At 61.3% G+C, this 20,072-nt stretch carries 22 protein-coding genes; 2 read left to right on the plus strand and 20 right to left on the minus strand.

The window, feature by feature from the left end; translation table 11 throughout:
• Positions 1 to 17 precede the first annotated feature (17 nt).
• The 14 genes from C8D77_RS25275 to C8D77_RS25340 all read right to left on the minus strand — a co-directional run bounded on the left by C8D77_RS25275 (position 18) and on the right by C8D77_RS25340 (position 14,593).
• On the minus strand, positions 18 to 1,742 hold the full coding sequence (locus C8D77_RS25275; RefSeq protein ID WP_109669121.1) for an ABC transporter substrate-binding protein: 1,725 nt from the start codon (positions 1,740 to 1,742) through the stop codon (positions 18 to 20).
• A gap of 79 nt (positions 1,743 to 1,821) precedes the next feature.
• Positions 1,822 to 2,109: a DUF2160 domain-containing protein gene (locus C8D77_RS25280; RefSeq protein ID WP_109669124.1), complete on the minus strand. Its 288-nt coding sequence runs from the start codon at positions 2,107 to 2,109 to the stop codon at positions 1,822 to 1,824.
• Positions 2,110 to 2,111: 2 nt separating this feature from the next.
• Entirely contained in the window at positions 2,112 to 3,035 is a 924-nt protein-coding gene (locus C8D77_RS25285; RefSeq protein ID WP_109669127.1) for a carbohydrate ABC transporter permease, read from the minus strand.
• Position 3,036: 1 nt separating this feature from the next.
• The gene (locus C8D77_RS25290; RefSeq protein ID WP_109669130.1) at positions 3,037 to 3,903 is read right to left on the minus strand and encodes a carbohydrate ABC transporter permease; all 867 of its coding nucleotides are present in this window, start codon (positions 3,901 to 3,903) and stop codon (positions 3,037 to 3,039) included.
• The gene (locus C8D77_RS25295) at positions 3,904 to 4,971 is read right to left on the minus strand and encodes an ABC transporter ATP-binding protein (protein WP_109669133.1); all 1,068 of its coding nucleotides are present in this window, start codon (positions 4,969 to 4,971) and stop codon (positions 3,904 to 3,906) included. It abuts the gene before it with no gap.
• Between the two features lie 10 nt (positions 4,972 to 4,981).
• Positions 4,982 to 6,061, minus strand: a complete 1,080-nt coding sequence (locus C8D77_RS25300; RefSeq protein WP_109669136.1) for an ABC transporter ATP-binding protein — start codon at positions 6,059 to 6,061, stop codon at positions 4,982 to 4,984.
• 42 nt (positions 6,062 to 6,103) lie between these two features.
• A complete protein-coding gene (gene glpD, locus C8D77_RS25305) occupies positions 6,104 to 7,630 on the minus strand; it encodes a glycerol-3-phosphate dehydrogenase (protein WP_109669138.1) in 1,527 nt (508 codons plus the stop codon).
• A 126-nt stretch (positions 7,631 to 7,756) separates the two neighbouring features.
• Positions 7,757 to 8,524, minus strand: coding sequence for a DeoR/GlpR family DNA-binding transcription regulator (locus tag C8D77_RS25310; RefSeq protein ID WP_109669141.1), 768 nt, complete (start codon positions 8,522 to 8,524; stop codon positions 7,757 to 7,759).
• 127 nt (positions 8,525 to 8,651) lie between these two features.
• Complete coding sequence (locus C8D77_RS25315; RefSeq protein WP_109669143.1) at positions 8,652 to 10,064, minus strand: pyridoxal phosphate-dependent decarboxylase family protein; 1,413 nt, start codon at positions 10,062 to 10,064, stop codon at positions 8,652 to 8,654.
• A gap of 101 nt (positions 10,065 to 10,165) precedes the next feature.
• Complete coding sequence (locus tag C8D77_RS25320) at positions 10,166 to 10,897, minus strand: proteasome-type protease (RefSeq protein ID WP_109669145.1); 732 nt, start codon at positions 10,895 to 10,897, stop codon at positions 10,166 to 10,168.
• Positions 10,898 to 10,929: 32 nt separating this feature from the next.
• Entirely contained in the window at positions 10,930 to 11,724 is a 795-nt protein-coding gene (locus C8D77_RS25325; RefSeq protein WP_109669147.1) for a transglutaminase family protein, read from the minus strand.
• An 85-nt stretch (positions 11,725 to 11,809) separates the two neighbouring features.
• Positions 11,810 to 12,751, minus strand: coding sequence for an alpha-E domain-containing protein (locus C8D77_RS25330; protein ID WP_109669149.1), 942 nt, complete (start codon positions 12,749 to 12,751; stop codon positions 11,810 to 11,812).
• Positions 12,752 to 12,772: 21 nt separating this feature from the next.
• Positions 12,773 to 14,185 carry a circularly permuted type 2 ATP-grasp protein gene (locus tag C8D77_RS25335; protein ID WP_164548689.1) on the minus strand — a complete coding sequence of 471 codons (1,413 nt, stop codon included), beginning with the start codon at positions 14,183 to 14,185 and terminating at the stop codon, positions 12,773 to 12,775.
• A gap of 171 nt (positions 14,186 to 14,356) precedes the next feature.
• Complete coding sequence (locus C8D77_RS25340) at positions 14,357 to 14,593, minus strand: Lrp/AsnC family transcriptional regulator (RefSeq protein ID WP_010909609.1); 237 nt, start codon at positions 14,591 to 14,593, stop codon at positions 14,357 to 14,359.
• A 265-nt stretch (positions 14,594 to 14,858) separates the two neighbouring features.
• Between C8D77_RS25340 and C8D77_RS25345 the strand changes: the two genes are divergently transcribed.
• Complete coding sequence (locus C8D77_RS25345) at positions 14,859 to 15,278, plus strand: DUF4864 domain-containing protein (RefSeq protein WP_109669154.1); 420 nt, start codon at positions 14,859 to 14,861, stop codon at positions 15,276 to 15,278.
• Between the two features lie 4 nt (positions 15,279 to 15,282).
• Here the strand turns inward: C8D77_RS25345 and tgt are convergent, their stop codons facing one another.
• The 6 genes from tgt to coaD all read right to left on the minus strand — a co-directional run bounded on the left by tgt (position 15,283) and on the right by coaD (position 19,653).
• Complete coding sequence (tgt, locus tag C8D77_RS25350; RefSeq protein ID WP_109669156.1) at positions 15,283 to 16,413, minus strand: tRNA guanosine(34) transglycosylase Tgt; 1,131 nt, start codon at positions 16,411 to 16,413, stop codon at positions 15,283 to 15,285.
• Positions 16,406 to 17,548 carry a tRNA preQ1(34) S-adenosylmethionine ribosyltransferase-isomerase QueA gene (gene queA, locus C8D77_RS25355; RefSeq protein ID WP_109669158.1) on the minus strand — a complete coding sequence of 381 codons (1,143 nt, stop codon included), beginning with the start codon at positions 17,546 to 17,548 and terminating at the stop codon, positions 16,406 to 16,408. Before queA ends, tgt begins: the two co-directional genes overlap by 8 nt.
• Positions 17,548 to 17,997, minus strand: coding sequence for a DMT family transporter (locus tag C8D77_RS25360; protein WP_109669161.1), 450 nt, complete (start codon positions 17,995 to 17,997; stop codon positions 17,548 to 17,550). The genes queA and C8D77_RS25360 overlap by 1 nt, the downstream gene beginning before the upstream one ends.
• A gap of 12 nt (positions 17,998 to 18,009) precedes the next feature.
• The gene (locus tag C8D77_RS25365) at positions 18,010 to 18,522 is read right to left on the minus strand and encodes a peptidylprolyl isomerase (protein ID WP_109669164.1); all 513 of its coding nucleotides are present in this window, start codon (positions 18,520 to 18,522) and stop codon (positions 18,010 to 18,012) included.
• Positions 18,523 to 18,549: 27 nt separating this feature from the next.
• Positions 18,550 to 19,044, minus strand: a complete 495-nt coding sequence (locus C8D77_RS25370; RefSeq protein WP_245951871.1) for a peptidylprolyl isomerase — start codon at positions 19,042 to 19,044, stop codon at positions 18,550 to 18,552.
• Positions 19,045 to 19,152: 108 nt separating this feature from the next.
• Positions 19,153 to 19,653 (minus strand): pantetheine-phosphate adenylyltransferase, encoded by a 501-nt coding sequence (coaD, locus tag C8D77_RS25375; protein WP_109669169.1) that lies wholly within the window; start codon positions 19,651 to 19,653, stop codon positions 19,153 to 19,155.
• Between the two features lie 194 nt (positions 19,654 to 19,847).
• Here coaD and C8D77_RS25380 point away from each other — a divergent pair, with 194 nt between their 5' ends.
• Positions 19,848 to 20,000, plus strand: a complete 153-nt coding sequence (locus C8D77_RS25380; protein ID WP_082525247.1) for a hypothetical protein — start codon at positions 19,848 to 19,850, stop codon at positions 19,998 to 20,000.
• Positions 20,001 to 20,072: the final 72 nt, after the last annotated feature.

The raw sequence follows: 20,072 nt of genomic DNA on the forward strand, positions 1-20,072 counted from the left end.
GAACGCCAACACCAAGGTTACTTCTGCCAGCTCTTCACCAGTTCGTCGTAGTTGATGGTGATCGGCTTGTCCTTCTCCTGCTCGAGCTTCAGCTGAGGCGCGAGATTGCCGGCCTTGACCGCGTCGGCGTTCCAGTAGGCAAGGTCATGCTCTTCGGCCATCTTCGGTCCGATGTCGCCCTGAACACCGGATTTCTCGATACGGGCCATGACTTTTTCCTGATCGGCGCAGAGCGAATCCATGGCTTCCTGCGGTGTCTTGGCACCCGAGGATGCGTCACCGATGTTCTGCCACCAGAGCTGCGCCAGCTTCGGATAGTCCGGCACGTTGGTACCGGTCGGCGTCCACTGCACACGGGCCGGCGAGCGGTAGAACTCGATCAGACCGCCGAGCTTCGGCGCACGTTCGGTGAAGCTCTTGTCATGGATGGTGGAGTCGCGAATGAAGGTCAGGCCAACCTGGCTCTTCTTCACGTCGACGGTCTTCGAGGTGACGAACTGCGCATAAAGCCAGGCGGCTTTGGCGCGGTCGGTCGGCGTCGACTTCATCAGCGTCCAGGAACCGACATCCTGATAGCCGAGCTTCATGCCGTCCTTCCAGTATGAGCCGTGCGGAGACGGCGCCATACGCCATTTCGGCGTACCGTCGTCGTTCATGACCGGCAAGCCGGGCTTGACCATGTCGGCGGTGAACGCGGTGTACCAGAAGATCTGCTGGGCAACATTGCCTTGCGACGGCACGGGGCCGGATTCAGAGAAGGTCATGCCCTGGGCTTCCGGCGGCGCATAGGCTTTCAGCCAATCAAGATACTTCTGGATGGCATAGACCGATGCTGGTCCATTGGTGTCGCCGCCGCGCGCTGTGCACGAGCCGACAGGCCGCGAATTCGCATCGACCTTGATGCCCCATTCATCGACCGGCACGCCATTCGGCAGGCCCTTGTCGCCGTTGCCGGCCATCGACAGCCAGGCGTCGGTGAACCGCCAGCCGAGCGACGGATCCTTCTTGCCGTAGTCCATGTGGCCAAAGACTTTCTTGCCGTTGACGTCGCGGCCGGTGAAGAATTCGGCGATGTCCTCATAGGCCGACCAATTGACCGGCACGCCGAGATCGTAGCCGTACTTGGCCTTGAAGTCGGCCTTGTTCTTCTCGTCGTTGAACCAGTCGTAACGGAACCAGTAGAGGTTCGCGAACTGCTGGTCGGGCAGCTGGTAGAGCTTCTTGTCCGGCGCGGTGGTGAACTTGGTGCCGATGAAGTCGTCAACATCGAGCATCGGATCGGTAACGTCCTTGCCTTCGCCCGCCATCCAGTCGGTCAGGTTGCGCACCTGCTGGTAGCGCCAGTGCGTGCCGATCAGATCGGAATCGTTGACCCAGCCGTCGTAGATGTTCTGGCCGGTCTGCATCTGGGTCTGGATCTTTTCGACGACGTCGCCTTCCTGGATGACGTCATGCGTGACCTTGATGCCGGTGATGGCGGTAAAGGCCGGCGCCAGCACCTGAGACTCGTACTGGTGGGTGGTCAAGGTTTCCGACACGACTTTGATGTCCATGCCGGCGAAGGGCTTGGCCGCGTCAATGAACCACTGCATCTGCTTTTCCTGGTCGGCGCGGGAAAGCGTCGACACGCCGCCTATCTCCTTGTCCAGAAAGGCTTTTGCCTCATCCATCCCGGCATAGGCATTGCCTACGCCGAGCAACAGGACAAGGGCCGTTGTTGATGTTAAAAATTGCCGTCGCATGTGTTTCCTCCACTGTTTAAGGTTTCAAGTGCGATCTGGAGCGGTCGCCGGCACGCGGCCGCTCCAACAGTTTCCCCCTCTATACGTAGCGGAACACGCCAATGGCGTAGACCACGGAGAGAGCGAGAGCCCACCAGAGGCTCGGTCCGACAAGACCCAGCCAAGCGAGATGGATAAAGGCGCTGCCGAGCAGCGATAAGAACAAGCGGTCGCCGCGCGTCGTCTCGAAGCGCAGCACGCCGACGCGCGGATTGCCGCCCGGCGAGGCGTATTCCCAGACGCCCATGCCGACCAGCAGCAGGGCGATGACGGCAAAAAAAGCGGCCGTCGGCCAGGTCCATGCCATCCAGGAGAAGTCGAGGTTCATGATCACACCCTCCCCAGGGCGAAGCCCTTGGCGATGTAGTTGCGCACGAACCAGATGACGAGCGCACCGGGTATCAGCGTCAGCACGCCGGCGGCCGCCAGCAGCCCCCAGTCCATGCCGGAGGCCGACACGGTGCGGGTCATGGTGGCGGCGATCGGCTTGGCATCGGTGGTGGTCAGCGTTCGGGCGATTAGCAGTTCGACCCATGAGAACATGAAGCAGAAGAAGCAGGCGACGCCGATGCCGCTGGCGATCAGCGGCATGAAGATCCTGATGAAGAAGCGCGGGAACGAATAGCCGTCGATATAGGCGGTCTCGTCGATTTCCTTCGGCACGCCCGACATGAAGCCTTCGAGGATCCACACCGCCAGCGGCACATTGAACAGGCAGTGCGCGAGCGCGACCGCTATGTGCGTGTCGATCAGGCCGAAGGCCGAGTAGAGCTGGAAGAACGGCAGCGCGAACACTGCCGGCGGCGCCATGCGGTTGGTCAGCAGCCAGAAGAACAGATGCTTGTCGCCAAGGAAGCGGTAGCGCGAGAAGGCATAGGCCGCCGGCAGCGCCACCGATACCGAAATCACCATGTTCATGACCACATAGGTGATCGAGTTGATGTAGCCGGAGTACCAGGCCTTCTCGGTGAAGATGGTGACGTAGTTGGCGATTGTCGGCGCGTGCGGGTAGAGCGTCAGCGAGTTAACGATCTCCGCATTGGTCTTGAAGCTCATGTTGATGAGCCAGTAGATCGGCAGCAAAAGCACGATGATGTAGAGCGTCGGCACGATCCACCACCAGCGCGATTCCTCGCCGCGCCGGCGCATCAACCGATCGATTTCGCTCTGCGACAGCGCGCTGGAGAGCCCTTCTGAAACAGCCGCCTGACTCACCCGGTCCCGCTCCGTCGTCGTTTCGTTGGCGCCAGCCATCTCAGCGCTCCGCGTCGTAGTTGGTCATCACGGTGTAGAACACCCACGACAACAACAGGATGATGAGGAAGTAGACCAGCGACATGGCGGCTGCCGGACCAAGGTCGAACTGGCCGAGTGCCGTCTTGACGAGGTCGATCGACAGGAACGTCGTCGAATTGCCAGGCCCGCCGCCGGTGACGACGAAGGGCTCGGTGTAGATCATGAAACTGTCCATGAAGCGCAACAGAACGGCGATCAAAAGCACGCGCTGCATCTTCGGCAACTGGATGTAGCGAAACACCGCCCAGCGCGAGGCGCCATCGATCTTGGCCGCTTGGTAGAAGGCATCCGGGATCGAGACCAGTCCGGCGTAGCAGAGCAGCACGACGAGGCTGGTCCAGTGCCAGACATCCATGACGATGATCGTGACCCAGGCATCGAACGGATCCTGCACGTAATTGTAATCGATGCCGATCGCGTTGAGATAATAGCCCAGCAGCCCGATGTCGTTGCGTCCGAACACCTGCCAGATCGTGCCGACGACGTTCCACGGGATCAGCAGCGGCAGCGACATCAGCACCAGGCAGACCGGCACGCCCCAGCCCTTCTTCGGCATGTTGAGCGCAATGAAGATGCCGAGCGGCACCTCAATCGCCAGGATGATGAAGGAAAAGATCAGGTTGCGGACCATCGCTTCCCAGAAGCGGCTGGACGAGAGCAGTTCTTCGAACCATTCGGTGCCGGCCCAGGTGAAGACATTGTTGCCGAACGTGTCCTGCACCGAATAGTTGACGACCGTCATCAGCGGGATGACGGCGGTGAAGGCCACCAGCACCAGCACCGGCAGCACCAGGAACCAGGCCTTGTTGTTCCAGGTCTTTTCCATTTATGCCCCCATCTCGACGCGCCAGGAATCGGCATAGATGTTGATGCCGGCCGGGTCGAACCGCACCTTCGGATCGGCAGGCACGGTCTCGTCCTCGCCGATGACCGCCGCAATCTCGCGGCCTTCGAGATTGGCGCGGACCACCTTGTGGCGGCCGAGATCCTCGACCTTGCTGATCGAAACGGCCATGCCGTCGCGGCCAAGCCGGACATATTCGGGACGGATGCCGAGCTCGACGGTGCCGCTGCCAGCCTTGGGCACGCCGGGCAGTTCGATCCGCTGCGAACCCAATTTTGCCGTCTTGCCGTCGATCGCCACCGGCATGACGTTCATGCCGGGCGAGCCGATGAAATAACCGACAAAAGTGTGGCGCGGCCGTTCGAATAGTTCGGCCGGCGTGCCGATCTGGACGATACCGCCATCATACATCACCACCACCTGGTCGGCGAAGGTCAACGCCTCGGTCTGGTCGTGGGTGACGTAGACCATGGTGTAGCCGAACCGGCGGTGCAGCTGCTTCAGCTGCGAGCGCAGCACCCATTTCATATGCGGGTCGATAACGGTCAGCGGCTCGTCGAACAGGATGGCGTTGACATCCGAGCGCACCAAGCCGCGGCCGAGCGAGATCTTCTGCTTCTGGTCGGCGGTCAGGCCCCTCGCCTTCTTCTTCGCCCAGGACGCCAGATCGATCATCTCCAGCGTCTCGCGCACCTTGCGGTCGACATCTGCTTCCGGCACGCCGCGGTTGCGCAGCGGGAAAGCCAGATTGTCGTAGACGGTCATGGTGTCGTAGATGACCGGGAACTGGAACACCTGCGCGATGTTGCGCTCCTGTGTCGACAAATTGGTCACGTCCTTGCCGTTGAACAGCAACTGGCCGTGTGAGGGGTGCAGCAATCCCGAAATGATGTTGAGCAGCGTGGTCTTGCCACAGCCCGAGGGCCCCAGCAGCGCATAGGCGCCGCCGTCCTCGAAGACGTGATGCACTTCCCTGAGCGCGAAATCGGAATCCTTCTGCGGGTTGGGCAGATAGGAATGCCTGACATGGTTGACGTCGATGCGCGCCATCTCTTTCCCCTCAAGCCGCCAGCTTCGGCGCGCTCACGGCGCGGCCGTGCTCGTCGAAAACCATGATGTGGCGCGGATCGATGAACACCTCGACCACTTCGTCAGGCTCGAAATCGCGAATGCCGTGGGTCAGCATGACCCAGCGCGCATCGGCGAAATCGAGATGGATGAAGCTCTCCGACCCTGTGATCTCGGTGATCGTCACCTTGGCCCGTACCGGCACCGCCGCCGCGTTGGGCCGCTCGAGCGACAGATGATGCGGCTGAAAGCCGATCGTATAGATGGCGTCGGCAATGCCGGAGAGCTCGGCTGGCACCGGCAGGTTGACGCCACCCTCGAGCAGGAAATCCCGGCCCTTCTTGGCGAGCACGATGGTGTTGAGCGGTGGATCGGAAAACGTCCTGGCCGTCACCAGGTCGGCCGGCTTGCGGAACACCTCGATGGTCTGTCCGAACTGGGTGATGCGTCCTTCGGAAAGCGTGGCGGTGTTGCCGCCGAGCAGCAGGGCTTCGTGCGGCTCGGTCGTTGCATAGACGAAGATGGTGCCAGCGGCGGCGAATATCCTGGGCAACTCGGCGCGCAGCTCTTCGCGCAATTTATAGTCGAGATTGGCGAGCGGTTCGTCGAGCAGGACCAGGCTGGCGTTCTTGACGATGGCGCGCGCCAGTGCGGTGCGCTGCTGCTGGCCGCCGGACAGGCTGAGCGGCGTGCGGTCGAGATAGGGTGTCAGCTTGAGAAGTGCGGCGGCATCGCGCACTTCCTTGTCGATCTTGGCCTGATCGGTGCCGGCCACCCGGAGCGGCGAAGCGATGTTCTCATAGACGGTCATCGCCGGATAGTTGATGAACTGCTGGTAGACCATGGCGATCTTGCGCTTCTGCACCGGCACGCCGGTGACATTCTGGCCGTCGAACCAGATCGAACCGGAGGTCGGCACATCGAGGCCGGCCATCAGCCGCATCAGGCTGGTCTTGCCGGAGAGCGTAGGTCCGAGCAGGACGTTGAGCGAGCCGTGCTGAAGCGTCAGCGACACGTCGCTTATATGCTCGACCGCACCAACCGTCTTGGTGACGTTTCTCAGTTCCAGCATGACGCCTCCTCCCAGGCCTTCTGCATCAGCTCAAACCCCTCTTCATTCGGCAGCCGCGACATGGCGCCGGCTTATGCCGCGCATGAATTCATCGAGCGCCGCCACCTGCTCGCGGCTGAGATGCAGACCGCGCTTGGTCCGGCGCCACAATAGATCTTCTGATGTGACCGCCCATTCGTTTTGAACGAGATAGCGCACCTCGGCCTCGTAAAGATCAGCGCCGAAGTTACGGCCGAGATCAGAATTCGATTTGGCTAGCCCCAACAGCATCCTTGCGCGGGTGCCGTAGAGCCTGGTCAGCCGGCGGGCCAAGCGCGCGTCGAGGAACGGGTAGGCGGTTTTCAGTTTCGCCACCTCGGCATCGAAACCGGTGGCCGGGAAATCGCCGCCCGGCAGTGGCGCGTTTGCCGTCCATGGCTTGCCGCGCTTGCCGAGAAAACCCTCGATCTTTTCCAGCATCGATTCCGACAGCCGGCGATAGGTGGTGATCTTGCCGCCGAAGGCGTTGACGATCGGGGCCGCGCCCTCGCCGCCATCGGCTTTCAGCACATAATCGCGCGTCGCTTCCTGCGCCTTGGAGGCGCCGTCATCATAGAGCGGGCGGACGGCCGAATAGGTCCAGACGATGTCCGAGCGCTTGACCGGTTGCGCGAAATATTCGCTTGCCGCGGCGCAGAGGTAGTCGATCTCGGTGTCGCTGATCTTCACGTCATGCGGATCGCCGGGGTAGTCCTGGTCGGTGGTGCCGATCAAGGTGAACTCTTCCTCGTAGGGAATGGCGAAGATGATGCGGCCATCCTTGTTCTGGAAGAAATAGGCGCGCGGATCGTCGAATTTCTTGCCGATGACGATGTGGCTGCCCTGCACGAGGCGGACATTGTGCACGTCGTTGAGGCCGACGACGCCGGAAAGCACATGATCGACCCAGGGTCCGGCGGCATTGACCAGCAGGCGCGCCTTGATCTCCTCCGTCTCGCCGGTCTGCAGGTCCTCGATCTGGACCGTCCACAGACCGTTTTCGCGGCGCGCGCCGACCACTTTCGTACGGGTGCGGACCGTTGCGCCGCGGTCGGCGGCATCACGCGCGTTCAACGCCACCAGTCGCGCATCATTGACCCAGCCATCCGAATACTCGAAGGCCTTCTTGAACAGCGGTTTCAAAGGCTTGCCGGCCGGATCCCTGGCCATGTCCAGCGTCCTGGTCGCCGGCAGCAATTTGCGCCCGCCAATGTGGTCGTAGAGGAAGAGACCGAGCCTGATCAGCCAGGCCGGACGCAGGCCCTTGGCATAGGGCAGCACGAAGCGCATCGGCCAAATGATATGCGGCGCGTTCTTCCACAGAACCTCGCGCTCCATCAGCGCCTCGCGCACCAGGCGGAATTCGTAGAATTCGAGGTAGCGCAGGCCGCCATGGATCAGTTTGGTGGAACCTGAGGAAGTTCCACTCGCCAGATCGTTCATCTCTGCGAGAAAGACGGAAAAGCCACGCCCGACGGCATCGCGGGCGATACCGCAGCCATTGATGCCGCCACCTATGACGAAAATGTCACGGATCGGAGATGCGTCCACAAATTCCTCCAGCGATTTCGCATTGCACCATTTTTGGGCTTTTACGAAACCGTGTCGGAATTATTTCGAAATGATAACGAATGTCAAACGAAATATCACGAGCGCGTGATATCAGGTCGAAACCGCCTAGGTGAGCGACGTCTCGATCAGCTGAACCTCGGCCTCCTGGCAGATCTTGCGCACCGACGGGATGTCGCAACGGTCGGTGATGAAGGTGTTGACCTGCGACAGATGGCCGATGCGCACCGGTGCGGTTCGCTCGAATTTGGTCTGGTCGGAAACCAGGATGACATGCCTTGCATTGGCGATGATCGCCTGCGCCACCTTGACCTCGCGAAAATCGAAGTCGAGCAAGGCGCCGTCATGGTCGATGGCGGATGCGCCGATCACCGCATAGTCGACCTTGAACTGCCTGATGAAATCAACCGCCGCTTCGCCGACCACACCGCCATCGGAACCGCGCACAACACCACCAGCAATCACCACCTCGATCGACGGATATATCCGCATCCTATTGGCAACATTGATGTTATTGGTGATGACCATGAGACCGTTGTGATCGAGAAGCGCCTTGCTGACCGACTCGGTCGTGGTCCCTATGTTGATGAACAGCGAGGCATTGTCGGGGATCAGCCTGGCTGCCGCACGGCCGATCGCCTCCTTCTCGTCGGCAGCGATCTTGCGCCTCGCCTCATACTCCATGTTCTCGATGCCGGACGGGAACAACGCGCCGCCATGGATGCGCGAAAGCAGCCGCTGGTCGCACAGATCGTTGAGATCCTTGCGTATGGTCTGCGGCGTCACATTGAAGTGGGTGGCCAGGTCATCGACCAGCACGCGACCATGATCCTTGGCCATCTGGATGATTTCGGCATGGCGTGGCGACAGATACATAAGCAACCTCCCGTTTTCGTTTTTCTTGTCTATAGTCGAAAACGAAACCGATGAAAAGGCATAAGCCGGCTAATGAAATACATAGGATTGCCAAGGCAAACGCCAACGCAAACCAGATTGTGCCTGATCAAGCTATTCCGCGCGCGATTTCCGTGATGACGGTGAAGGCCATATCGACATCGGCGGCGGTCGCCTCGAACTGACCGACCTGGAAACGGATTGCTATCAGCCCATCGACCTTCGTTTGCGTCAGGTAGATGCGGCCATCGTCGTTGATCGTATTGACCAGTTGCAGATTGTGCGCGTCCGCATCGGCGCCGGCTGCAGTCTTGTGCCGGAACGAGAACAACGACAGCATCGGCTCGCTGACGATCTCGAAATCCGGTTCCCTTGCCAGCCGCGCGGCAAGCCCTTCGCTCCACGCGACATGATTGCGGATCATCGTGCGCAGGCTTTCCAGCCCATGGGCGCGCAGCAGGAACCACAATTTCAGCGCGCGGAACCGCCTGCCGAGCGGCACTGACCATTCGGAATAGTTGATGATGCCATCACGCCCATGCGTCTTCAGGAATTCCGGCTTGATAGCCAACGTCCGTACATGACTTTCGGGGTCACGCAGGAACTGGATCGAGCAATCGAACTGGGCACCCAGCCATTTGTGCGGATTGAAAACGATCGAATCGGCACCTTCAACGCCTGCCCAGAAATGCCGATACTCCGGACAGATCATCGCCGATCCGGCCCAGGCGGCATCGACGTGAAGATAGAGCCCATGCCGCCGCGCCACCGCGGCAACCGCAGCAATGTCGTCGGTGCCGCCGATGCTGGTGCCGCCGACGCAAGCGATGATGCCGGCCGGCAGCATGCCGGCTTCCCGGTCGGCGGTGATTGCCGCCTCGAGCGCTGCCGTGTCCATGGCGCGAAAGCGGCCGCCTACCGGAATGCGCACGAGATTGTCCTCGCCGATGCCTGACACCCAGATCGCCCGGTCGATCGAGGTGTGGACCTGGTCGGACGAATAAATGCGCAGCCGTGTCTGCCCTGCCAGGCCCTGTTTGTTGCCTTGCCACTCGAGTGCCCGCTCGCGCATGGTCAGCACCGCGGCCAGCGTCGCCGACGAGGCCGAATCCTGGATCACCCCAGAAAAACCTTCCGGCAGGCCGAGCGCCTGGCGCATCCAGTCGACGGTGCGCGTTTCCAGCTCGGTCGCCGCCGGCGACGTCTGCCAAAGCATGCACTGTGCGGCCATCGCCGAAACCAGATACTCCGCCACCACCGAGACCGGCGCCGCATTGGCCGGGAAATAGGCGAAAAAGCGGGGATGCTGCCAGTGCGTCATCCCCGGCAGAATCTTCTCTTCGAAGTCGGCGAAGATCCGGTCCATCGGTTCGCCGTCTTCGGGCGGCGAAGCCTCGATGCTTTTGAAGATGTCGCCGGGCTCGACCAGTGGCCGTACCGGCCGTTCGCGCAGTGTGTCGCGGTAGTCGGCGCCCCAATCGGCGGCGCGCCGCGACCATTGCCGGAACTCATCGTTGTTCATCCTGTCCTCCCGACATGATCCCTCGCGGCCATCCATAACGGCTGGCCTCTTTATTAATTAACGCGTGAAATATATGCAACGGCCAGCGAATGACGGGCGCCCTAGCCAGGGAAATCCGGCAGGCTGGCAAAGGCCGTCTTCAGCGCATTCGACCAGCCGTCCGAGATCGTGCGGTAATACTGGTCGTCCTGGCCGATCCGCTTCTTCAACCCGACCTTGAAGGCGTCCTTCTCCAGAAAGAGCAGGTCGAGCGGCAAGCCGACGGACAGGTTCGATTTCAACGTCGAATCGAACGACACCAAAAGCAGCTTCACCGTCTCGGCGAGGCTCATCGTCTTTTCATAGGCACGGATGATGATCGGCTTGCCGTATTTGGTCTCGCCGATCTGGAAAAACGGCGTGTCATCGGTCGATTCGATGAAATTGCCTTCGGGATAGATCATGAACAGGCGCGGCTCGCTGCCTTTGATCTGGCCGCCGAGGATGAAGGAAGCATTGAAGTAGGAATCCGCCTTCTCGCCCGCAGGCGACGAACTGGCGATGACCTCCTTGACCGTATCGCCGACCAGCCGCACCGTCTGATACATCGACGGCGTTTCCAGAAGCGTGGCGTGACGGTCGGCAATTGCCTTGGTGCGTTCGTCGAGCAGGCTGACCACGGCCTGCGTCGTCGCCAGATTGCCCGCCGACATCAAAACGATGACGCGCTCGCCCGGCAGTTCCCAGATATGCATCTTGCGGAAGGTGGAAATCGAATCCATGCCGGCATTGGTGCGCGTGTCCGACATGAACACGAGCCCGCGATCGATCTTCAGGCCAACGCAATAAGTCATGGAATCTCTTCTGGCAGCAATCTTGCGAAAGATTACTGCTCCACCGTGACGGTGACCGCAAGCTGTTCTTCCGCCTGTCCCAGCCGAATTCCCGACACCGGCGTGGCGTCGCGGTAGTCGCGGCCCGTTGCCACCTTTACATAGCGCTCGTCAGGCGAAATGCCATTGGCGGCATCGAAGGCAACCCAGCCGAGACCCGACACATGCGCTTCGGCCCAGGCGTGACTTGCGGCCTGCTCAACCGTTGCATCCAGCATCAGATAGCCACTGACATAGCGAGCCGGAAAGCCCATGGCGCGCGCCGCGGCGGCAAAGATATGGGTGTGATCCTGGCAGACACCGGTCTTGAGCGCCAAGGCTTCCTCCGCCGGCGTCGCCGCATTGGTGGTGCCGGGCGTGTAGGCAACGCGCTCGCCGATGACAGCCATCAGCCGGTGAAGCCTCTCGATGTCGGTGCCCTTGCCGACCGATGCCGCGAGTTCGCGAACACCGCTGCCGATCGTCGTCAATGGCGTTTCATGGCTGTACAGCCAGAGCGGCGTAAAGCCCTGGTGTGGTCCCGAGACACCTGCGGTGTCGCGCGTCACCACTTCGCCTGATGCTTCCACGGTGATGAAGTCGCGCTCGCCCTCGACGCTCAACAGCCTTGTGTCGTTGCCGAAATGGTCGACAAAGCGAACCTCTTCGCGCGCGCCTTCGATGGCCAGCGCCCAGGACAGAACGGTCTGCGTCGATCCGCTGACCGGAAGCAGCCGCAGCCGCTGCAACAGATAGTGCACCGGTGCATCGTAGCGGTATTCGGTCCGATGGGTGATCTTCAGCCGCATGCTTTTTTTCCGTTTGTGAGCATGATCTTGTCCGAAAACCGGTTCCCACTTTTCGCTATCGCGGTCCTCCGGTTCGGGACCATGCTCAGTTGAACCGGTAATCTTGTGCGATTTCGTCGCCCAGTTTGGTGTTATCGCGAATGAAATTGGCCAGGAATTCATGCAGGCCGGTATCGAAAATATCCTTGATCGATCCCGCTCTCAGCATTGCCTGCGTTTTCTCGGCCGTTGCGTGGCAGGCATGGCGCTCGCCGTAGTCGTCGCCGAGGAATTTCAGATGCTCCGACAGGAAGCGATAGCAGAACATCAGCGACCGCGGCATGCGGACATTGAGGATCAGGTAGTCGGCAATGTTCGTCGGTTTGTAATCGGCGTCATAGACCCAGCGATAAGAGCGATGTGCCGACACAGAACGCAGGATCGATTCCCACTGGTAGTTGTCGAGCGTCGAGCCGACCCAGGAGATCGACGGCAGGAGCACGTAGTATTTCACATCGAGGATGCGCGCCGTGTTGTCCGCGCGCTCGACATAGGTGCCGAGCTGCGAGAAGTCGAAGATCTCGTTGCGCAGCATGGTGCCGTAGAACGAGCCGCGGATCAGCGCCGTCTCGCGCTTGATCGCATCGAGCACGCTGGGCAGGTCGCGCTCGTCGATCGGCCTGGCCAGCATCCGCTTCAGCGACATCCAGGCTTCGTTGATGCTTTCCCAGGTCTCGCGCGTCAGCGCGGTGCGCACCATGCGGGCATTGTTGCGGGCCGTTTCGATCGACGCCATCGTGCTCGACGGGTTCGACGTGTCGCGCAACAGGAAGTCGGCGACATTGGCGGCGGTATAATCAGAATATTTCTGGCTGAAAGTGACGTCAGAACCAGCGCTGAGCAGCACCGAATTCCACTCTTCCGAGGCGCTCTGGGTACGAGTCAGCGCCATGCGCAGGCCGGCGTCGACCAAGCGCGCCATGTTTTCCGCCCGCTCGATATAGCGGTTCATCCAATAGAGCCCGTTGGCGGTGCGGCCTAAAAGCATGCAAGAACCTTCAAATGGAAATCAGTCATCCAGCACCCACGTATCCTTGGTGCCGCCGCCCTGCGAGGAATTGACCACCAGTGAGCCTTCCTTGAGCGCCACGCGGGTCAGCCCGCCGGGCACAATCTGGATGCGATCGGAGACCAGCACATAAGGCCTGAGATCCACGTGGCGCGGCGCCAGCCCCTTTTCCGTCAGGATCGGGCAAGTCGACAGGGCCAGGGTCGGTTGGGCAATGTAATTCGAGGGTTTTGCCGCCAGTTTCTTGGCAAACGTCTCGCATTCCTTCTTGGTCGCCGCCGGCCCGACCAGCATGCCGTAGCCGCCGGAACCGTGCACTTCCTTGATCACCAGTTCGTCGATGTGTTCGAGAACGTATTTCAGGCTGTCCGGCTCCGAGCAGCGCCAGGTCGGAATGTTGCCGAGGATTGCCTTGCGGCCGGTGTAGAATTCGATGATCTCGGGCATGTAGGAATAGATCGCCTTGTCGTCGGCGATGCCGGTGCCAGGCGCATTGGCGATGGTGATGTTGCCGGCGCGGTAGACATCCATGATGCCGGGCACGCCAAGTGCCGAATCCGGCCGGAACGTCAGCGGGTCCAGATACGAATCGTCCACGCGCCGATAGAGCACGTCGATCTGCTTGTAGCCTTCGGTCGTGCGCATGGCGACATGGCCATCGACAACGCGCAGATCCTGGCCTTCGACCAGTTGCACGCCCATCTGGTCGGCGAGGAAGGCGTGTTCGAAATAGGCGGAGTTGAAACTACCGGGCGTCAGCACCGCGATGGTCGGCGCGCCCTTGGTGCTTTGCGGCCGCACCGCCGCCAGCGACTGGCGCAGAAGCTGCGGATAGTTTTCCACCGGCCGCACCTTGATCTTCTGGAACAGCTCGGGAAACAGCTGCATCATCGTCTCGCGGTTCTCCAGCATGTAGGAGACACCCGACGGCGTGCGCGCATTGTCTTCCAGCACATAGAATTCGTCCTCTGAGATGCGGACGATGTCGACGCCGATGATGTGCGTATAGACGCCAGCCGGCGGCCTGACGCCTATCATTTCCGGCAGGAATGCCTCGTTCCTGGCGATCAACTCCCTGGGAACGCGCCCTGCCCGCAGGATTTCCTGACGATGGTAGATATCGTCGAGGAAGGCGTTCAGCGCCTGCACGCGTTGCTCGATGCCTTGCGTGAGGCGGCGCCATTCATTGCCTGAAATGATGCGGGGAACGATGTCGAACGGGATCAGCCGCTCGGAGGCTTCCTGCTCGCCATAAACGGCGAAGGTGATGCCGGTCTTGCGGAAGACGCGTTCGGCGTCCTGCATTTTCTCGGTCAACCTGGCCGGATCCTGCTCCTTCAGCCAGCGATCATAAGCCGAATATGGTCTTCTCAATCCGGAGACTTCCGGAAGCATTTCATCGAACGCTGCCAATCGCATACTCCCCTGTGACGCCATTTCACTGGCGTCGCCGGAGAAAATCAAGCGCAATCGGTGATTTGGGAGATACGGGCGATCAGTATGTTGCACCTGCCTAAAATTAAGGCAGTCAAAATATGACGGTAATCAGGCTTTGCCTGGTGTCCGGGCAAGTGCGCTCGATGGCTAAAAGGCGCGGAACGTGACGACGGTGAAGGTGTCCTTGATGCCGGGGAGAATCTGCACCTTCTCGTTGACGAAATGGCCGACGTCTTCCTCGTCGTCGACATAGAATTTGGCGAGCAGATCGTAATTGCCGGCGGTGGAGTAGATTTCCGAAGCGATCTCGGCATCGGCAAGCGCGCTGGCAACCTCATAGGATTTGCCCAACTCGCATTTGATCTGCACGAAAAACGCCTTCATGGCTTCGTCCCGCTAAACGTCCAAGTCCAGCGGCCCTTCTGGCAGACTGGAGGCGGGCTTTCAAGCGCTGGAATGAATGCTCAGCCGGCCTGGACCTGGGCTACGAGCTCCCGCAGCTCCGCCACAGGCTGCAACCTGCCGCCGATCGCCAGCGATTATTCGCAATCGCTGAAACCGCGATGCGCTGCCAAGCGTATGTTATGATGCGTCTTCGGACAGCACTATTTTTGAGGGAAGATATTCCACGGGACAACGGAGACAGGCCATGCGCCGCGCCTTTTTCGCATTCGCATTCGTTCCATTCCTCTTTGTGTCGTCGGCATTTGCCGGCGATGCCGAGATCAAGGCAGGGCAGTCCGTCATCGATGGCCAGTTGAAGGCACTCATCGCCAATGACGGCGCCACTGCCTATAGCTTCGCCGCGCCTAATGTGAAACGGATTTTCCCGAGCGTCGATGCCTTCATGAACATGGTGACAAACGGCTACCCGCCGGTGCGCAAGCCGCAGACCTATTCCTTCGGCAAGGTCGAGGAGACGGCCCCGGGTTCGATCGTCCAGCAGGTACTGATCGTCGGCCCCGACGGCAAGGACTACGAGGCTGTCTACACGTTGCAGCAACAGCCCGACGGCACATTCCAGATCACCGGCTGCAGCCTGCGCGCGTCGAATTCGCTCAGCACTTGAGGCCTCACAGCAACGAGATATCGCCCCTCGCCCAGCCCTCGGTGATTTCTGCGCCGCGCGCCTGGAAGGTGCCGACCTCGATCGCAGCGCGGATGTCCTGCATCAGTTTCTGGTAGTAGGAAAGATTGTTCCAGGTCAAAAGCATGGCGCCAAGCGCTTCCTGCGAGCGCACCAGATGATGCAGATAGGCGCGCGAGTAGTCCCGGGCGGCCGGGCAATCGCTTTCCTCATCCAGTGGACGCGGATCGTCGGCATGGCGGGCGTTGCGCAGATTGACCTTGCCGCGCCTTGTATAGGCAAGGCCGTGGCGGCCGGCCCGCGTCGGCATCACACAATCGAACATGTCGATGCCGCGTGCCACCGATTTAAGGATATCGTCCGGCGTGCCGACACCCATCAGATAGCGCGGCTTGTTGTCGGGCAGTTCCGGACAGGTGATGTCGAGCATTTCGAGCATCACGGCTTGCGGCTCGCCGACGGCAAGGCCGCCAACAGCGTAGCCTTTCAACTCCATTGCGCTCAGCGCCTGCGCCGAACGCATCCGCAGTGCTGCATTGTCACCGCCTTGCACGATGCCGAACATCGCCTTGCCCGGCTGGTCGCCGAACGCCGTCTTGCAGCGCTCGGCCCAGCGTAGCGACAACTCCATGGCGCGCTCGATCTCCTTCATCTCGGCCGGCAGCGCCGTGCATTCGTCGAGCTGCATCTGGATGTCGGAATCGAGCAGCCCCTGGATCTCGATCGAGCGTTCCGGCGACATCTCGTAGGCGGCGCCGTCTATGTGCGAGCGGAAGGTGACGCCCTTTTCAGTCAGCTTTCTCAGCTTCGACAGCGACATCACCTGGAACCCGCCGCTGTCGGTCAGGATCGGATGCGGCCAGCGGGCGAATTCATGCAGGCCGCCGAGCCGCGCCACGCGCTCGGCGCCAGGCCGCAGCATCAGATGGTAGGTGTTGCCCAGGATGATGTCGGCGCCAACGCCGCGCACCTGGTCCATATACATTGCCTTGACGGTGCCGCCGGTGCCGACCGGCATGAAGGCCGGCGTGCGGATTTCGCCACGCGGCATGTCGATCACACCGCGCCGCGCCTTACCGTCAGTCGCCAGAACCTTGAAGCTGAACGGCTTAGCCATTGAATTCCTTGTCGTGGACCGGGGCGCCCGGTGCCTGCTTGTCGAGCGACTGTCCATCGCTCGTCTCCGCTCGGAAAAGCAGGCTTGCGTCGCCATAGGAATAGAATCTGTAGCGGTTCTCGATGGCATGCGCATAGGCCGCGCGCATCGTCTCGAGGCCGCTGAAGGCCGAAACCAGCATGAACAGTGTCGAGCGCGGCAGGTGGAAATTGGTCATCAGCATGTCGGCGGTGCGAAAGCGGTAGCCGGGCGTGATGAAGATATCGGTCGGGCCGGACCATGCAAGCAGAGTGCCGTCCTCACGCGCCGCACTCTCCAGCAGCCGCAGCGAGGTCGTGCCGACAGCAACGATGCGCCCGCCCCTCGCCTTCGCCGCATTGAGCGCATCCGCGGTTTCTCGGCTGACCGAACCGGTCTCGGCATGCATCTTGTGGTCGGCGGTGTCGTCCGCCTTCACCGGCAGGAACGTGCCGGCGCCGACATGCAGGGTGACGAAGCGGCGTTCGATGCCCTTGGCGTCAAGCGCTGCAAAAAGCTCCGGCGTGAAATGCAGGCCCGCTGTCGGTGCCGCGACGGCGCCTTCCTCGCGGGCATAAATGGTCTGGTAGTCGGCCCGGTCGCGTTCGTCATCGTCGCGCTTCGAGGCGATATAGGGCGGCAGCGGAATATGGCCGACGGCGTGCAGTGCCTCGTCGAGAAATGGCCCCGACAGGTCGAAGCCAAGCAGTGCTTCGCCGCCCTCGCCTTTCTCGATCACCGTGGCGTCGAGCTGGCCGAGGAAACAGGAATTGCCGTCATGGCCGAAATGGATGCGGTCGCCTGCGGCGATGCGCTTGCCTGGCCGCATGAAGGCCAGCCAGCGATCCGGCGCCATGCGCATATGCAGCGTGGCTTCGACCTGCGCCGCCGCCTCGCCGCGCCGTCTGATGCCTTTGAGCTGCGCCGGAATGACCTTGGTGTCGTTGAACACCAGCACGTCGCCCGCCCTCAGCAAAGACGGCAGGTCGCCAACCCTGCGGTCGTCCAACCCTTCGCCTGACTTGACCACCAGCATCTTGGCGCTGTCGCGCGGCTCCGCAGGGCGAAGCGCGATGCGCTCCTCCGGCAGGTCGAAGTCGAAGAGGTCGACGCGCATCAGTAGAGCCGGACGAGCAGCGCTCCGGCCAGCAGCAGCACCGCGCCGGCGATGCGGCCGAGCGAGATTTCACGCACCGCGACGCCGAGGAAGCCGACGCGGTCGATGAGCATGCCGGCCAGCAACTGGCCGGCGACCAGAAACGCCATCAGCGCGGCGGCGCCGATGCGCGGCGTCAGAATCGTCGACAGCGTGACATAGAAGCCGCCGAGCATGCCACCGGCCACGAACAGCCAGGGCGCCGGCGCTTTCCAGTCGAGCGAGATACCTTGCAGCTTCACCACCGTAACGGAGATGATGCCGAGCACGATCGCGCCCGACAGGAACGAAAACGCAGCCGCCGCGACCGGGAGACCCAGGCCGCGCGCCAACTGCGAATTGATCGGTGCCTGAATGGCAATGAAGGCGCCGGACAGGATGCCGAGAAGCGACCAGACGACGCCCATCATTGTCGCTTACCCTTACTTGACGTCAGCCGCGACCTTCAGCGACACGATCTTGTCGGGATCCTGCACCGGCTCGCCGCGCTTGATCTTGTCGACATTGTCCATGCCTTCGATGACCTGGCCCCAGACCGTATACTGACGGTTGAGGAAGGCGGCATCGTCAAAGCAGATGAAGAACTGCGAATTGGCCGAGTTCGGGTTCTGCGACCGGGCCATCGAGCAGGTGCCGCGGCCATGGTTGGCGTTGGAGAATTCAGCCTTCAAATCCGGCTTTTCCGAGCCGCCCATGCCCGCGCGGGATGGAGCGAATGTCGGCTTCGAGGAATTGCCGAACTTGACGTCGCCGGTCTGCGCCATGAAGCCTTCGATGACGCGGTGAAAGACCACGCCGTCATAGGCGCCTTCGCGGGCCAGTTCCTTGATGCGGGCGACATGGCCGGGCGCCAGGTCGGGGAAAAGTTCGATGACGACCTTGCCCTTGGTCGTTTCCATGATGAGCGCGTTCTCGCGGTCCTTGATTTCGGCCATGTCAGATATCCTTTTGAGAAAACAGAGTTATTTGTCGGCAGCGATGCGCACCTTGATCATCCGGTCGGGATCGGAGACCGTGCCGTTGTCCGCCTGGTCGCCCTTCTTGATGTGATCCACCAGTTCCATGCCGCTGACGACATTGCCGACGATGGTGTACTGCCCATCGAGCGGCGGCGCCGGCGCGAACATGATGAAGAACTGCGAATTGGCAGAGTTGGGGTCCTGCGAGCGGGCCATGCCGACCACGCCGCGCTTGTAGTGTTCGGTCTGCGAGAATTCGGCCGGCAGGTCGGGCAGATCGGAACCACCGGTGCCGACGGCCTCGGCGCTGAACCCCTTTTTCATATTGCCGAACTTGACGTCGCCGGTCTGCGCCATGAAGCCGTCGATGACGCGATGGAAGGCGACGTTGTCATAGGCGCCCTGGCGCACCAGCTTCTTGATCTGGGCGACATGCTTGGGCGCGAGGTCGGGCCTCAGCGCAATGGTGACGTCGCCGTCCTTCAGCGTGACGATCATGGTGTTTTCCGGGTCGGCGGCAAAAGCCGAGACCGATGCGGTCACAAGACCGGCAAGCACAACGAGGAACGAGGCGAGCTTTTTCAGCTGCATATCTGTCTCCGGGTCTTATTTCTTGAATTTGGCGGTGAGCGCGCCGGCAACCGCCGCCGGCACGAAGGGGCGGATGTCGCCTCCCATCGAGGCAATCTGGCGGACAAGTGTGGCGGTAATGGTGCGCACGGAAGGGCTGGCGGGCAGAAAAACCGTCTGCAGTTCAGGCGCCATGGTCTCGTTCATGCCGGCCATCTGCATCTCATAGTCGAGGTCGGTGCCGTCACGCAGGCCGCGGATCATGATCGAGGCGCCCTGCTTCCTGGCCGCGTCGATGACCAGCCCGTCGAAGGCGACGACCTTGATGCGGGCGCCGTCGCTGCCGAATTCTGCCTTCGTCGCTGTCTCGATCAGCTTCACCCGCTCCTCGAAGGAAAACAGCGGCTGCTTTCCCGGATGAATGCCGATCGCCGCATAGACGATGTCGGCCACCGCCAGCGACGCCTTCAGCACGTCGAGATGGCCGTTGGTCAGCGGGTCGAAGGAGCCGGCATAGAGGGCGATGCGTTCAGTCATGGCAGGTGCTTCTAGCGAGCCTCTCTCGCAAAGGCAAATCCGATCGGCGCGCCGGCCGTGAACCTTTTCCGGCACATGAACGACAGATGAACACGCTGATCACGAAGCCTTCACGCAGCGTTCACTAGGTTGCACCTAAATAAGATGAAACCAAAATCCCATCTATCCGTTGTTAGGCGCAGGAGAACACGCACATGCTGATCTACATGCTCGCCACCGCAATGACCGTCGCCATGCTGATCGCCACCGTCTTTGGGCTGCATCAGGAGGCACAACGTGTCCGCGTCAAGGCAAACACCAAGCGCTTCGAAGGCTTCGGCCCCCGCAAGCCCTATCGTCACTACTGAACTGATAGAGCCTGAACTTGCTGCCGCGCCGGCCGATGGGCCGGCGTTGCTATGTCAAAACCTGGGTGCCGG

Source organism: Mesorhizobium loti (genome assembly GCF_003148495.1).
GTDB lineage: Bacteria > Pseudomonadota > Alphaproteobacteria > Rhizobiales > Rhizobiaceae > Mesorhizobium > Mesorhizobium loti.

Coding starts and splice junctions, on each gene's coding strand:
- tgt (WP_109669156.1), bottom strand. CDS start 16,413: ATGGCTAAGCCGTTCAGCTTCAAGGTTCTGGCGACTGACGGTAAGGCG.
- C8D77_RS25330 (WP_109669149.1), bottom strand. CDS start 12,751: ATGCTTTTAGGCCGCACCGCCAACGGGCTCTATTGGATGAACCGCTAT.
- C8D77_RS25290 (WP_109669130.1), bottom strand. CDS start 3,903: ATGGAAAAGACCTGGAACAACAAGGCCTGGTTCCTGGTGCTGCCGGTG.
- C8D77_RS25315 (WP_109669143.1), bottom strand. CDS start 10,064: ATGAACAACGATGAGTTCCGGCAATGGTCGCGGCGCGCCGCCGATTGG.
- C8D77_RS25340 (WP_010909609.1), bottom strand. CDS start 14,593: ATGAAGGCGTTTTTCGTGCAGATCAAATGCGAGTTGGGCAAATCCTAT.
- C8D77_RS25320 (WP_109669145.1), bottom strand. CDS start 10,897: ATGACTTATTGCGTTGGCCTGAAGATCGATCGCGGGCTCGTGTTCATG.
- C8D77_RS25285 (WP_109669127.1), bottom strand. CDS start 3,035: ATGGCTGGCGCCAACGAAACGACGACGGAGCGGGACCGGGTGAGTCAG.
- C8D77_RS25365 (WP_109669164.1), bottom strand. CDS start 18,522: ATGGCCGAAATCAAGGACCGCGAGAACGCGCTCATCATGGAAACGACC.
- C8D77_RS25295 (WP_109669133.1), bottom strand. CDS start 4,971: ATGGCGCGCATCGACGTCAACCATGTCAGGCATTCCTATCTGCCCAAC.
- C8D77_RS25360 (WP_109669161.1), bottom strand. CDS start 17,997: ATGATGGGCGTCGTCTGGTCGCTTCTCGGCATCCTGTCCGGCGCCTTC.
- C8D77_RS25280 (WP_109669124.1), bottom strand. CDS start 2,109: ATGAACCTCGACTTCTCCTGGATGGCATGGACCTGGCCGACGGCCGCT.
- C8D77_RS25310 (WP_109669141.1), bottom strand. CDS start 8,524: ATGTATCTGTCGCCACGCCATGCCGAAATCATCCAGATGGCCAAGGAT.
- C8D77_RS25275 (WP_109669121.1), bottom strand. CDS start 1,742: ATGCGACGGCAATTTTTAACATCAACAACGGCCCTTGTCCTGTTGCTC.
- C8D77_RS25300 (WP_109669136.1), bottom strand. CDS start 6,061: ATGCTGGAACTGAGAAACGTCACCAAGACGGTTGGTGCGGTCGAGCAT.
- C8D77_RS25345 (WP_109669154.1), top strand. CDS start 14,859: ATGCGCCGCGCCTTTTTCGCATTCGCATTCGTTCCATTCCTCTTTGTG.
- C8D77_RS25370 (WP_245951871.1), bottom strand. CDS start 19,044: ATGATCGTCACGCTGAAGGACGGCGACGTCACCATTGCGCTGAGGCCC.
- C8D77_RS25325 (WP_109669147.1), bottom strand. CDS start 11,724: ATGCGGCTGAAGATCACCCATCGGACCGAATACCGCTACGATGCACCG.
- C8D77_RS25380 (WP_082525247.1), top strand. CDS start 19,848: ATGCTGATCTACATGCTCGCCACCGCAATGACCGTCGCCATGCTGATC.
- coaD (WP_109669169.1), bottom strand. CDS start 19,653: ATGACTGAACGCATCGCCCTCTATGCCGGCTCCTTCGACCCGCTGACC.
- queA (WP_109669158.1), bottom strand. CDS start 17,548: ATGCGCGTCGACCTCTTCGACTTCGACCTGCCGGAGGAGCGCATCGCG.